The following is a 14,124-nucleotide window of genomic DNA, read 5'->3' as shown; positions in this document are numbered from 1 at the left end:
GCGTCACGCAGTTCACCGATCAGGGACAGGCCGTCCTGCCCAGGGGCGAGATGAATCTCCAGCCCGCGCGCGTAGCGCGCGCGCGCGGCATCGATGTCCATGAGCAGGCTTGCGCGCACACGCATCTGGCCGCGGTATTCGTCGAAGCCAAGCACGCCTTCGACAATCAGGATCTTGTCGGGGATCAGCAAGCTGGCGTAGCGGCGATAATTTTCCGTGAACACGCCGACCTCAATGCGACCGCTGCGATCGTCCAGGGTAACGAACGCCATGCGCCCGGACTGCGTGTTCCGGGTGCGGACGCTTACCACCAGACCGGCAAGCACCACGATTTGCCGTTCGCGTCGGCCGTAGCCCGGATCCGCCTCGAAGCTGCTTTCGGACACCACCTCGCCGATACGCCGTCTGGCGATCTTGGCAAGCTCCGTTGCATAGCGGCTGATCGGGTGCCCGGTAAGATAAAGCCCCAGAGTCTCCTTCTCGCCGTTCAAACGCTGATCGTCATCCCATTCCGGCAACTCGATCGACGCTTCGCGCGGTGTCGCCGCCGCGCCGAACAGATCCACCTGCCCCGCGCTCGCGTCCCGGCTGTGCTGTTCGGCGAGCCGCAGGGCATCGGGCACCTGCGCAATCAGGGTCGCGCGATTGTGCCCGATGGCGTCGAGGCTGCCCGCGCGTGCCAGCGCCTCCAGCGCGCGCCGGTTGAGCTTGTGTGTACCGGCGCGCCGGCATAGCGCGCTCAAGCTTTCGAAACCCGCCTCTTTACGCTGCGCGAGCAGCGCCTCGATCACGCCCTGACCGACGCCCTTGATCGCACCGAGTCCATAGAGGATGGTTTTTTCGTCCTGCACCGTAAACGCGTAGACGGAGCGGTTGATGTCCGGCGGAACCACCTGAAGTCCCAGCGTCCGGCATTCCTCGATCAGATTCACGACCTTGTCGGTGTTGTCCATGTCCGCCGACAGCACGGCCGCCATGAACGCGGCCGGATGATGCGCCTTCAGCCAGGCGGTCTGGTAGGACAGCAGCGCATACGCCGCGGAATGCGACTTGTTGAAACCGTAACCCGCGAACTTCTCCATCAGGTCGAAAATGTGCGTCGCCGTGTCGGTCTTGACGCCACGCCCCACGCTGCCCGTTACGAAGATCTCGCGTTGCTTGGCCATCTCCGAGGCTTTTTTCTTGCCCATCGCGCGACGCAGCAGGTCGGCCGCGCCGAGCGTGTAACCAGCCAGTTCGCGGGCGATCTGCATCACCTGCTCCTGATACAGAATCACGCCGTAGGTAGGCTTCAGGATCGCCTTCAGCGCGGGATGCGGATAATTGACTTTAGCGCGGCCATGCTTGCGGTCGATGAAATCGTCGACCATGCCGGATTGCAGCGGACCGGGACGGAACAGCGCTACCAGCGCAATGATGTCCTCGAAGCTGTCCGGCTGCAGGCGTTTGATCAACTCCTTGATGCCGCGCGATTCGAGCTGAAATACCGCGGTGGTCTGACACTTTTTGAGCAAGGCGTATGTCGCCATGTCGTCCAGCGGCAGTGTATCGATCTTTAAGGCTGCCTTGCCGCCCGCCCGCGCGTTGATGTTGGCAGCGGCGCGGTCGATGATGGTCAAGGTGCGCAGACCCAGAAAGTCGAATTTGACCAAACCGATGGCCTCGACATCGTCCTTGTCCAGTTGCGTGACCACGCTGCCGCCGCCCGGCTCGCAGTAAAGCGGCGTGAAATCCGTCAATCGTGAGGGCGCGATCACCACGCCGCCGGCGTGCTTGCCGGCGTTGCGCGCCAGCCCTTCCAGTGCGCGCGCCATGTCGATGATGGCGAGTACGTCTTCTTCCTCGTCGTACATCTGGCGCAGCTCGGGCGCCTGCTTGAGCGCCTTCTCCAGGGTCATGCCGATTTCGAACGGGATCAGTTTGGCGATGCGGTCCACGAAACCGTATGGATGACCCAGCACCCTTCCTACGTCGCGCACGACAGCCTTCGCGGCCATACGGCCATAGGTAATGATCTGGCTCACGCGATCGCGACCGTAGCGTTCGGCGACGTAATCGATGACGCGGTCGCGGCCGTCCATGCAGAAGTCGATGTCGAAGTCCGGCATGGACACCCTTTCCGGATTCAAAAATCGCTCGAATAGCAGGTCGTAATGAATTGGATCTAGATCGGTAATGCCCAGCGCGTATGCCACGAGCGACCCCGCGCCCGAACCGCGGCCGGGGCCTACCGGTACGCCGTTTTCTCTGGCCCAGCGGATAAAGTCCGCGACGATCAGAAAATAACCGGGGTAACGCATGCTCAAAATGATTTTGAGTTCCGACTCCAGCCGCTCCCGATAAGGCGCGGCGCGCGCCTTATCATTGCCAGCGGGCAGCGTGCGCAGACGCGCCGTCAAACCCTCACGCGCCTGCGTGGCGAAATATTCGTCCGCGGTCATGCCCGCGGGTGTGGGAAACTCAGGTAACACGTTCTGGCCGAATCTTAAGGAAAGGCTGCAACGCCTGGCGATCTCCACCGAATTCTCAAGTGCTTCTGGCAGGTCGCTGAAAAGCTCGGCCATTTCGTCTGGCGTGCGCAGATATTGCTGTTCGCTGTACCGGCGCGGCCGGCGCGGATCGTTCAGCACACGGCCTTCGCGGATGCACACGCGCGCCTCGTGGACGTCGAATTCCTCGCGCTTCAAGAACCGCACATCATTGGCCGCCACCACCGGCGTGCCGCTGGTTATGGCCAGCTCGACGGCCGCTGCCAGATAACGGTCCTCGTCGTCGCGGCCGGTGCGACTTAGTTCGAGATAGAAGCGAGCGGGGAAATACTCGCGCCAAAAGGCCAGATACGTCTGCGCGGCATCGCTCTCGCCCGCCAGCAGCGCGCGCCCCACATCGCCGTAGCGTCCGCCGGAAAGCGCGATGAGCCCGGCGCTCGCCTCGGCAAGCCACGCTCGCTGCAATTGCGGAATGCCGCCCGCCTGCCCTTCGAGATGCGCGCGCGTGACCAGCCGGGTGAGGTTCCGGTAGCCGGTGTCGCTCTGACACAGCAACACCAGCCGGCTGGCGGGCGCATTGCCCTCGCCCGCGATCAACGTGTCGACGCCAATAATGGGCTTGATACCGCGGGCATGGGCGGCGCGATAAAACTTCACCAGCGCGAACAGGTTGCTGTAATCGGTGAGCGCCACCGCCGGCATCGCGGCGTCGCGCACCGCATCCATCAGCGGAGCAACTCTCACCAGACTGTCGGTGAGCGAGTACTCGGTGTGCAGGTGTAGATGTACGAATTCCGCTGTCATGGCTCAGATGTTGATTGCCGTTATGACCAGGTTTGACAGGTGAGCAAAAAGCGCCCGACAGCTCTTGCCGACACTCTCACGTCTCTTCCGGGGCAGGAATTATTATACGCGCCTGGATATGACCATAAACCTCAAGCACCCGTCGTACCGGGGCGAAGCCGCGGCGATGACAGGCGCTGGGCCCATGCTTCTCCAGGGCCGCCAGATGCAGCGGCGTGCCATAGCCCTTGTTGGCGTCGAAGCCATAGTCGGGATGCCGCGCATCCAGCACGCGCATCTCGCGATCGCGCGTGACCTTGGCCAGGATCGAGGCCGCGCTGATGGCGGGTACGCTTGCGTCCCCGCCGACTACGGCGCTCGCCGGACACGCCAGCGGCGGACAGCGGTTGCCGTCGATCAGACTGTGCCCGGGCGCGATAGCCAGCGCACTCACCGCGCGCCGCATGGCGAGCATGGTGGCGCCAAGGATGTTGTGCACCTCGATCTCTTCGACGTCCGCGCACGCCACCGCCCAGGCCAGCGCGCTTTGCTGGATCAGCGCGGCGAGGTCTTCGCGAACTTCCGGCTTCAGAAGCTTGGAATCGGCCAGCCCCCGGATCGGCCGCCGTGAATTAAGGATCACCGCGGCGGCGTAAACGGGCCCGGCCAGCGCCCCGCGCCCCGCTTCATCCACGCCGGCGATGAGCGTGCGCGATCCAGTCATGGGCGAGCAACGCACGGGCGCGAGTAATCTAACAAGCGTGCGGCAGCGGATGCGGAGTTAACCACCGGCGCGCGTATGTTCCGGACAGGTTTCGATCAACTGCGTTAGTGCCTATACTCGCGTCACGTCAAAAACATCAATCAAGCATGCCGCCAATCACAACCGCCGTCGTGGGCGTCGGATATCTCGGCAGATTCCACGCCCAGAAGTACGCGCAACTTGCTGATAGCCGACTGCTCGCCGTGGTCGACATCGACGAAAACGCCGCCAACCTGGTGGCAGCAAAGCAGGGCGTGGAAGCCAGGTACGATTATCGTGAGCTGCTCGGGCGTGTCGACGCGGTCAGTATTGTAGTGCCGACCGGCCTGCATTATGAAGTGGCGGCAGCGTTTCTGGCGCACGGCAGTCATGTCCTGATCGAAAAGCCGATGACGGCGACAGTCGCCGAAGCGCAGGCGCTGATCGAGCTTGCGCGCGCACATGGCCGCGTATTGCAGGTCGGGCATCTGGAGCGGTTCAACAGCGCGATCCTGAACCTCGATCGGGTGCTGGAGCAGCCCCTGTTCATCGAGTCGCACCGGCTCGCCCCGTACAAGCCGCGCGGCACGGATGTAAGCGTGGTGCTGGACCTAATGATCCACGACATCGACATTATCATGAACATCGTGCGCTCGGACCTCGCTAGGATCGATGCCAGCGGCGTGCCGGTGCTGTCCGACGCCGTGGACATCGCCAACGCGCGCCTGGTGTTCGAAAACGGCTGCGTGGCGAATGTCACCGCCAGCCGGGTCAGCACCAAAGTCGAACGCAAGATGCGGGTGTTCCAGCACGACGCTTATATCTCCATCGACTTTCAGGATCGTACCCTGTCCGTGCACCGCAAAGGCGCGGGCGAGATGTTTCCTGGTGTGGCCGAGATCGAGAGCGAGCAATTCCAGTATGAAGACGGCGACGCACTGAAGACCGAAATAGGGCTGTTCCTGAAGGCGATCCGCGAAGGTGTCGCACCGGTGGTGACGGGCGAAGACGGCAGGGGCGCGCTGGAGACGGCAATCCGCATTACCGAGATGGTGACCGGCCGCTGCTGATTAAAATGTTAGCAAGGTTGTTGTAGGGTGCCTCGTGCGCACGCGGGCAAGATCCCTCGCCTGCTCGGGACCCCGCTTGCGCCGTCCAGAGGGCACGGTGCGCACGGCTACATTCTCAATGACACCAGGAATATCGCATGATCCCCATGGTTGACCTGAAGCCGCAGTATCAGGCGTTGAAGGAAGAAATCGACGCCGGCATTCTGCGCGCGCTGGCCGATGCGCAATTCATACTCGGACCCAACGTCACGGCGTTCGAGCAGGAGGCGGCGGCGTATCTGGGCGTTGCGCACGCGCTGGCCTGCGCGTCCGGCACCGACGCCCTGCATCTGGCCTTACGCGCGGCGGGCATCGGTCCGGGCGACGAGGTCATCACCAGCGCCTTCACCTTCATCGCTACCGCCGAGGCCATCCGCTACGTAAGCGCACGACCGGTGTTCACGGACATCGATCCATTGACCTTCAACATCGACCCGCGCAGTGTCGAGGCGTTAATCACCCCCGCGACGCGGGCGGTGCTACCGGTGCATCTGTTCGGCATGCCGGCCGACCTCGGGCGCCTGATGCCGTTGTGCGAGCAGCACAAGCTCACACTGATCGAGGATTGCGCGCAATCGTTCGGCGCGAGCATAGCCGGGCGTCAGACGGGCAGTTTCGGCGCCAGCGGCGCATTCAGCTTCTTTCCCAGCAAGAATCTGGGCTGTTACGGCGACGGCGGTCTGATCTCTACTGATTCCGACGAACTCGCGGCGCAGTTTCGCATGCTGCGGAATCATGGCAGCAAAGTGCGCTATCACCATGATGTGATTGGCTATAACAGCCGACTCGACGAATTGCAGGCGGTGGTGCTGCGCGCCAAGCTCAAGCGTATCGATCGATACAACGACCAGCGCCGACAGGTCGCGCGCTGGTACACGGAGTTGCTGGAGGGCGCGGTACAGACGCCGCTAGAGACCGAAAATGCGCGTCACGTTTACCATCAGTACACGCTCCTGTCGCCACACCGGGACCGCATCATGTCGCGCCTGCAAGCCGCCGGCATCGCCAGCGCGATTTATTACCCGATCCCGCTGCACCGCCAGGTCGCGTTCACCGGCCAATATCGCGCGCAGGAGTTGCCGGTCACCGAACGCGTGAGTGCGCAATGCCTGTCCTTGCCCATGTATCCGGAGCTTGAGGAACCCGCGGTCCGCGCCATCGTCAACGAGGTCAAAGAGGCGCTCGTTGGCTGAACCAGCGTCGGGCGCGGACATCATGCTGGTCGCCGGCGAGGCGTCCGGCGATCTGCACGCGGCGAATCTCGTCCGCGCGGTGCGTGAACTACGCCCCGACGTGCGCTGCTACGGCATGGGCGCCGGCCGCATGCGCGCGGCCGGCGTGGAGCTTTTGGTCGACTCCAGCCGGCTCGCCGTGGTCGGCATCGTCGAAATCCTCAAGCATTATCGCGAGATCAAGGCCGCGCTGCGCAAGCTGCAGGCCATCATCGCGACGCGGCGGCCGGACTTATTGATCCTGGTCGATTATCCAGAATTTAACTTACGCCTCGCCGGTACGGCCAAGAAAGCGGGTGTGAAGGTGTTGTATTACGTCAGCCCACAGGTGTGGGCGTGGCGGCCGGGGCGCGTGAAAAAAATCGGCCGGCGGGTGGACATGATGGCGGTGGTATTCGCGTTCGAGGCGCCCTTCTACGAGGAGGCCGGTGTACCAGTGCGTTTCGTGGGCCATCCGCTGGTGGACGAAGCCCGGCCGACGATGACACGCACGGAGGCGCTGCGTTATTTCGGACTCGATTCGAACAGTAAAACGATCGGGCTGTTTCCCGGTAGCCGCGTGAGCGAAATCACGCGGCTAATGCCGGTGATGGTAGAGACCGCGACCCTGCTGCGTGCACGTTTCCCCGACGCGCAATTCGTACTGCCAGTGGCGCCAGGGCTGGATCGCAGCCTGATCGAAGGCTATCTGGATGACGCCACGCTGCCGATAACGATCCTGGAAAATCAAAGCCTCTACGACGTCACTTTAGTGTGCGACGCGATCGTCACCGCTTCCGGTACGGCTACCTTGCAGATCGCGCTGATGGGCACGCCGATGGTAATCATCTACAAAGTATCGCGGCTGAGCTACTGGATCGCGCGGCGGCTGGTCACCGTCAAGCACATCGGCCTCGCCAACATCGTCGCCGGCAAAAGCGTGGTGCGCGAATTCATCCAGAAAGACGTACAAGCAATGCCGATCGCCGACGAGATCGGGCGGCTGCTGACGGATCAAGCTTATGCTCGAAACATGCGGCGGGAGATGAGCGGAGCAAATAAAGCACTTGGTGAAGCGGGCGGGTCATACAAGGCCGCTCAACTGGCTTTGGAGATGATTAACTCAAACTGCCGTACGGACAAAAAGGTTTGCGTGAGTGAAGCGTAGCCTCAGAGTCGTGTACAAGGCTTGGGTTATCCGCTTACAGAACCCTCAACAGACAACGTGACCTCATACCCGGGGTGCAGTCAACGGCGATGATCGAATTCCACGCAAGGTGGTATTTCGTCCAATCGGTCAAACGATAGGTTCGTTATGAACAGCACCAGAAAACTATGGTTTTATCTGGCGAGCCTCCTCATCACTTCCTTCGCCGTCCTGCTGTGGACGGGCGGTGAAATCTACCGGGAAGCGCCTCCCATGCCCGAGCGGGTGGTCTCGACTGATAACCAGGTAATTTACACGCGCGCCGACATCGAGTTGGGCCGCCAGGTCTGGCAGTCCATAGGTGGGATGCAACTGGGGTCGATCTGGGGACACGGTGGCTATGTCGCGCCCGACTGGAGCGCCGACTGGCTGCACCGAGAGGCTGTGGGCGTGCTCGACCTGTGGGCGCAGCGCGAGGCGGGGGTCACCCGTTACGCAGAATTGTCGGAAGAACAGCAGGCGACATTGCAGGCCCGACTTCAGACGAGAATCCGGGACAGTACCTACGATCCAGAAACCGAGACGATCACACTGGATGGCGACCGCACCGCCGCCATCGCCAACGTCGCGACCCATTATCAAAGCCTGTTCGGCGACGACCCGGCCACCGCCGAGCTGCGTGAAGCCTACGCCATGAAGAACGACACCGTGCCGGATGCCGAGCATCGGCGCGCGCTCACCGCCTTCTTCTGGTGGACCGCATGGGCAACCGTCACCGAGCGTCCTGGAAGCGACATTACCTATACCAACAATTGGCCCGGTGAGCCGCTGGTGGGCAATCGGCCGCCCGCGAGCTTGTTTCTTTGGTCGGCGTTCAGTGTCATCTTGCTGCTCGCGGGCATTGCCCTGCTCGGCTGGCACCATGCCGTCACCGCGGGGCGTGCAGAGGAACCCTATGCGTTGCCTGCCGCGGATCCGATGTCGCAGGTCCAGGTCACGCCATCGATGAAGGCCACGGCGAAGTACTTCTGGGTCTTGTTGGGGATGTTTCTTCTACAGCTCTTGCTGGGCACGATCACTGCCCATTACCAGGTCGAGGGCCAGGTCTTCTACGGCCTGAACCTCTCGGAGGTGCTTCCCTATTCGCTCACCCGCACCTGGCACACCCAGTTGGCGGTTCTCTGGATTGCGACGGCGTGGCTGGCGACGGGCCTCTACATGGGACCTGCCATTTCGGGTCACGAACCTAAGTATCAGCGACTGGGGGTGAACGTGCTTTTCACCTGCCTGGTGATCATCATCGTCGGCGCGTTCGCCGGGCAATGGTTCGCGGTGATGCAGACGCTGGGGCTGGAGCATAATTTCTGGTTCGGCCACCAGGGATGGGAATACGCCGATACCGGCCGCTTCTGGCAATGGTTCCTGTTCATGGGTCTGATGCTGTGGCTGGTGCTGGTCGGCCGCGCGCTGTGGCCCGCGCTGCGAGCCGATACGGACTCGCGCTCGCTCGTGGGATTGCTGTTCCTGTCGACGTTGGCGATCGGCCTGTTTTATGGCGCGGCCCTGGTATGGGGCGAACACACTCATATTTCGGCAGTTGAATACTGGCGGTGGTGGCTGGTGCATCTATGGGTCGAGGGCTTCTTCGAGGTCTTCGCCACCGCGGTGCTCGCGATCCTTTTCACCCGCCTCGGTCTGTTGCCGGTAAGGATCGCGACCGTTGCGGTGCTGTTCGCTACCATCGTGTTCCTGGCTGGTGGTGTGCTTGGAACTCTGCACCATTTGTATTTCAGTGGCACGCCCACCGCGGTGATCGTGCTCGGCGCGAGCTTCTCCGCGCTTGAAGTCGTGCCGCTGGCGTATATCGGTTTTGAGGCTTACGAAAGATACAGGCAAGGCCACGCGACGCCCTGGATGGCGCGTTATCGCTGGCCGGTCATGTTCTTTCTGGCGGTCGCCTTCTGGAACATAGCCGGGGCGGGACTGCTCGGCTTCCTGATCAATCCGCCGCTGTCGCTGTACTACATGCAAGGGCTCAATCTGACGCCGTTGCACGCCCATACCGCTCTTTTCGGCGTGTACGGGATGCTGGGCATCGGGCTCGTTCTGTTCTGCCTGCGGGGCCTCAAACCGGACCACATCTGGAGCGAGCGATTGCTCCAGACCAGCTTCTGGTCTTTCAATATCGGCTTGGCCCTAATGGGCGTGATGACCCTGCTGCCGATCGGTACCCTGCAGCTGCTGGCGGCAATCGACCACGGCTACTGGTACGCGCGCTCGGCTGAATTCATGCAGCAGCCGCTGATTGATCTTCTGGTGTGGATACGCGTTCCTGGCGACGTCATCTTCAGTGTTGGAGCTGTAACGCTAGCTTGGTTCGTGCTGGGTTTGTGGCTCAAGCCGCGGTACGAGCCCGCTCTCCCGGAAGCGTCGCATGTTTCGGAGGCGAGCAGCCGATAAGATGCGAGACCCACGAGGCGTGAGCACCGCGGCGGGACGGTGAAGGCATCGCCAGCACCGAAGACCCAGCCGTGTCAAACGCCCGGTTCAGCTTGACCCTGCGCCACCTCCGGCGTGTCGCGCATGTTCCCCAGCGACACCAGCCCGAAAAGCGACGCATGAAGAATCCCTTCACCGCGATACGGCCATTCCAGTCGAAGCCCGGCCGCTGGGTGATGACTCGCTGAGTCGAGATGAATGGCCTCCGCCGTCGCCCATCAGGCGGCCAAGGAGGGTTTCGCTGGCGCCGCTGGCGTAGACATCGGCCGAGGGTGCGGAGCATAGATCGGTACCTCCAAATGGAAAAAGTTCAAGGGGCCGGAGAGAATTAAAGGGGCCAGGCTCGATTTTTCTCACCGCGCAAGCTCTCTATGTCTTTCTGAAGAGGCAGTGCCGGCATCGTCCTCAAGACGCGGCCTCCCGCGCGGCCTAGCTGCCCGCCGCGACGCCGTCATTTTCTCTATCTTCGCATAAAACCGCTCGTTGCCCAGCGGCTGGTTCTGTGGTTCTGGTTCAGCGCAAGCCGGATACCCTCTATGGCAGGACGGTCCAACTCAGCGCGGAACAGAGCTCGGTAAGCCGCCTGCCTCGCCTGATCGCTCTGCTCGAGTGACCGATAGACCGCGTGGGGTTTTGAGCCTGCTACCCGCTTGCCCCAGCGCGTTGGCTCGGTAACTAGTCCAGCGGTAATGTGCCGGGTCTTCCACCATCGCCGTGCGGACGGGGTTGAGTTCAACGTACCGCTGGCAGGCAAGCAAGTAGGACTCGGCCTGCACCAGCGAGGATTGGTAACCGCGATCCCACAAGGTGCCGGTGCGCCGATAGCTGCGGTTGATGTACTGTACGTAACGCCGCCCTAGGGAGATGATGAGTCGCGGTACCGCCGCGGCTTTCTTATAACAGGTGCATATGGCCACGCTGCGCGATATGCAGCGGCACACCATCCAGGTGGAATCGGGGTTGGCGGGGCATGGCGGCTTCGCAGCACCGGACTATATCGAGCCTGGCTTCTTTAATTCCTTCCTATTGCAACGATTTAATTGCTAATTGAAAAGCTTGCTTAGATAGCTTAAATAAAAACTGCCCCCCTTCTGTATCGACACCCAAGTTAGTAGCAATACTTATCATCGTCGAAAGGGCAACCGCTCGCCAATCAAGACGGTTCAGCCTGTCAATTGCGCTTGCTAAGTAATCCAATTGATCGCCTATAAATTCGACCTGTTCTTGAGACGGATCAAAATTCTCTAGCACTAATGAACGAAATTCTTTTATTGAACGGTGTAAATTCTTCTTTTCTTCTTCAGAAAAACCAGAAGTGGTTTTCTCGGTGATGGCAGAATCGTGTACGAAAAATTTGTATATTTCTATCTGTGACCAAAGGTCTGGTAGCTGCTGCTCTTGTATAAATGCGCTAGCATGAAACCTGAGCCAGCGATCAAAATGTTCAAGTAGTTTTTCAAAACCATATATTTGGCTACTCCAGTCTGCTTCAATATATTCCGGTGCAAAAAATGTGAACTTATAAACAAAGACATCAAAGTTATAGTTTATATATCTAACGCTAAACATGAAGGACGTGTGCTTCAGCTTAATAGTAAAAATTGGTGTTTTAAGTTCTAGAATGTTACTAGGATTGATTGGCGGATTTGTTTCTTCAGCTTGGAATAGGGTCGGGTCAAGCCCAAATTCCTTAATAGCCTCTAGAAAAGCATTTTTATGCTGTTTCAACATATCATTAGCTCTGACAATTAAAGGGGCCAGGCTCGATTACTCTCACAGGGCAAGCGCTCTCTGTCCTTCTGAAGAGGCAGTGCCGGCAGCGTCCTCAAGACGCGGTCTCCTGCGCGGTCTGGCTGGCCGCCGCAACCACGTCACCTTATCTATGTTCGCATAAAACCGCGCGTTGCCCAGCGGCTGGTTCTGGTCCAGCGCAAGCCAGATATCCTCTACCGCCGGACGATCCAACTCAGCGCGGAACGGAGCTCGATAGTAGATTCAACAAATTAACTCGGCCAACGATCGCTGACATTTGCAATCCGCGCCAGCATCGCGGATCGCCGCCGACATTCTGAGCCAAGCGAGAAATGACATGAAACATCCTCAACTCCTCAGCAGCGGCAGTTACGTCCCGGAGCGCGTCGTCACTAACGCGGAAGTGGACACTCTGATGGGCGAATCCACCAGCGAGTGGCTTATCGCCAACGTCGGCATCCGCGCGCGGCGCTGGATGGCCCCCGAGCAGACCACATCCGATTTGATTGTGCAGGCCGCGGAACGCGCGATGGAACGCGCGGGCATCACAGCACAAGACCTCGACCTGCTCATCGTCTCCACCGACACGCCCGATTATCTCTCCCCGCCCACGTCGGTGGTGGTGCAGCACACGATCGGCGCGGCGCAGGCAGGCTGTTACGACGTGAACAGCGCGTGCGCGGGCTGGGTAACGGCGCTCGATCAGGGCGCGCGCTATCTGCTCACTGAGCCGAAGGCGCGCTACGTGCTCGTTGCGGGCGGGTATGGCATCAGCCGCTTTATTGACGTGAAGGACAAGAAGACAGCGAATCTGTTTGCTGACGGTGCCGGCGCGGCGGTGCTGGGCGTGGGCGATGCGCCGGGCTGGCTGGGCAGCAACCTCCTCGCGGTCGGTAGTTTCCACGATGCGCTTGGCATCTATAGCGGCGGGACTTTCCGCCCGTGCACGCCGGAGAACCTGCAAACCTACGGCCCGCCCAAAGTGGAGTTCGTCAAAAAACTCCCCAAGACCTTCAACGCCGATTACTGGCCCAAGCTGATTCAGGGTGCGCTCGAGAAGACCGGGCTGACGTTCGACGATGTTGAACTGTACCTATTCACCCAGCTCAATCTCCGCACTATCGAGCAGATGATGGAAACCCTCGGCCAGCCGCTCTCTAAGACACATTGGGTGATGGACAAGTGGGGCTATACCGGCTCGCCGTGCGTGGTCATGGCGCTGGACGACGCGATTGCGCAGGGACGCGGCCCGAGGCCAGGGCAGGTGGTCGTGTTCTGCACCAGCGGCGGCGGAATTACAATGGCGGCGAGTGTGTGGAAGTGGACAGCAGGTCGGTAAATGGATCGTTAGCCTACTCAGAAAAGCCTCATGGTCAGCATAGGCAAAACCCATATGGCTACCGAGCCGCGTGTCGGGATCCTCAGTGCGGAAGAGGAAGGGACAGGTCACGCACAGGCTTTTGTCCGCTTGCCGACTGTAGAAGTCGTGGCGCTGTGGAGTCGAACACGGCAGCGCGCCAAGAGGTTGGCCGCGCAACTATTGAGTCTTGAATAATAGGATGACATCAAAAGGTCAACTGTGCCTGGCGCCAGCAGGCCGCGACGATACGGGGTCGACGTTGCGAGCGGCGCAGGCGGTTGCGTGCGAACTGGGAAAGTTCGGCGAAGTTCTTGGGACAGAAGTTCGCCAACTCATGTTGCTTCCAATGCGCCCACAGGTATTCGACGGGGTTGAGTTCCGGCGCGTAGGCCGGGAGGCGTGCCAGCTGCATGGCGCCGTGGGTCGCGCCGACGTAATCAGCGACCAGGCGGCTGCGGTGCGCCGGCAGTCCGTCCCAGATGATGAGTCAACTTGCGCTTGAGTTGGGCGCGCAGTTGTTTGAGGAACGCCACGACCTGCGGCCCGCGGATCGTGCCAGGGATCAGCTTGAAGTAAAAGTTCCAGCAGGTGAGCCCGGCGATGACTGCGAGCTGATGCCAATTGAAATGCAACTGCAACACCGGCGTCGCGCCGCACGGCGCCCAGGTACGCACCCGGTGGGGGCGCTCGCTGATCCCACTCGCGTCGATAAACACTATGCTTCGCCCGCTTGCTGTGGCGTTTTTTTTTAGCGCCGGCGCCGCCAGTGCTTAATGGCTGCCTCGTCACGTTCAAGCGCCCGGCCCACGGGGGCGTTGGCAGGAAAATCCCAGCCGTGAAAGCACGTGCCAGACGCCGGACTCCGAGTACCGAATGCCAGTTTGCTCCCGGAGCAGACGGCCGACCCGCTTGAGCGTCCACACATCCGTCCCGTACCCGGCGGCCAGCGCACCGGCCTTAAGGCTTGCCATCAGCGCCGCGCGCTGCGCCGGCTCGAATCTGGCCGGGCGTCCGGCCCGCGCCGCCTTGCGC

At 61.0% G+C, this 14,124-nt stretch carries 11 protein-coding genes and 1 pseudogene; 5 read left to right on the top strand and 7 right to left on the bottom strand.

Features of this window, described 5'->3' with window-relative positions; all coding sequences use genetic code 11:
* Together dnaE and rnhB are read right to left on the bottom strand one after the other, a co-directional pair.
* Positions 1–3,293, bottom strand: a 3,293-nt coding sequence (gene dnaE, locus H0V34_00330; protein ID MBA2490199.1) for a DNA polymerase III subunit alpha, incomplete at its 3' end; no start/stop codon positions are given.
* A 76-nt stretch (positions 3,294–3,369) separates the two neighbouring features.
* Positions 3,370–3,996, bottom strand: coding sequence for a ribonuclease HII (rnhB, locus tag H0V34_00325; GenBank protein ID MBA2490198.1), 627 nt, complete (start codon positions 3,994–3,996; stop codon positions 3,370–3,372).
* A 146-nt stretch (positions 3,997–4,142) separates the two neighbouring features.
* Here rnhB and H0V34_00320 point away from each other — a divergent pair, with 146 nt between their 5' ends.
* From H0V34_00320 to H0V34_00305, 4 genes are all read left to right on the top strand, one after another.
* On the top strand, positions 4,143–5,084 hold the full coding sequence (locus tag H0V34_00320) for a Gfo/Idh/MocA family oxidoreductase (GenBank protein ID MBA2490197.1): 942 nt from the start codon (positions 4,143–4,145) through the stop codon (positions 5,082–5,084).
* Positions 5,085–5,221: 137 nt separating this feature from the next.
* Positions 5,222–6,316, top strand: coding sequence for a DegT/DnrJ/EryC1/StrS family aminotransferase (locus tag H0V34_00315; GenBank protein ID MBA2490196.1), 1,095 nt, complete (start codon positions 5,222–5,224; stop codon positions 6,314–6,316).
* Between the two features lie 22 nt (positions 6,317–6,338).
* Positions 6,339–7,502 (top strand): lipid-A-disaccharide synthase, encoded by a 1,164-nt coding sequence (lpxB, locus tag H0V34_00310; GenBank protein MBA2490195.1) that lies wholly within the window; start codon positions 6,339–6,341, stop codon positions 7,500–7,502.
* A gap of 147 nt (positions 7,503–7,649) precedes the next feature.
* Positions 7,650–9,941, top strand: a complete 2,292-nt coding sequence (locus H0V34_00305; protein MBA2490194.1) for a nitric-oxide reductase large subunit — start codon at positions 7,650–7,652, stop codon at positions 9,939–9,941.
* Positions 9,942–10,333: 392 nt separating this feature from the next.
* Here H0V34_00305 and H0V34_00300 read toward each other — a convergent pair.
* Positions 10,334–10,952 (bottom strand): annotated as a pseudogene (locus H0V34_00300) (transposase).
* A gap of 51 nt (positions 10,953–11,003) precedes the next feature.
* The gene (locus H0V34_00295; protein ID MBA2490193.1) at positions 11,004–11,711 is read right to left on the bottom strand and encodes a hypothetical protein; all 708 of its coding nucleotides are present in this window, start codon (positions 11,709–11,711) and stop codon (positions 11,004–11,006) included.
* Positions 11,712–12,069: 358 nt separating this feature from the next.
* Here H0V34_00295 and H0V34_00290 point away from each other — a divergent pair, with 358 nt between their 5' ends.
* Positions 12,070–13,071: a ketoacyl-ACP synthase III gene (locus H0V34_00290; protein ID MBA2490192.1), complete on the top strand. Its 1,002-nt coding sequence runs from the start codon at positions 12,070–12,072 to the stop codon at positions 13,069–13,071.
* Positions 13,072–13,297: 226 nt separating this feature from the next.
* Here H0V34_00290 and H0V34_00285 read toward each other — a convergent pair whose 3' ends face one another.
* The 3 genes from H0V34_00285 to H0V34_00275 all read right to left on the bottom strand — a co-directional run.
* Positions 13,298–13,576, bottom strand: a complete 279-nt coding sequence (locus H0V34_00285) for a transposase (protein ID MBA2490191.1) — start codon at positions 13,574–13,576, stop codon at positions 13,298–13,300.
* Positions 13,530–13,808, bottom strand: a complete 279-nt coding sequence (locus H0V34_00280) for a transposase (protein MBA2490190.1) — start codon at positions 13,806–13,808, stop codon at positions 13,530–13,532. Before H0V34_00280 ends, H0V34_00285 begins: the two co-directional genes overlap by 47 nt.
* 75 nt (positions 13,809–13,883) lie before the next feature.
* A partial coding sequence (locus tag H0V34_00275; protein ID MBA2490189.1) for a winged helix-turn-helix domain-containing protein occupies positions 13,884–14,124 on the bottom strand: 241 nt, incomplete at its 5' end.

The sequence above is a fragment of the Gammaproteobacteria bacterium genome (assembly GCA_013696315.1).
GTDB lineage: Bacteria > Pseudomonadota > Gammaproteobacteria > JACCYU01 > JACCYU01 > JACCYU01.
The sequence above is the reverse complement of the archived record's forward strand: the minus strand, read 5'-3'. Positions and strand labels throughout refer to the sequence as shown.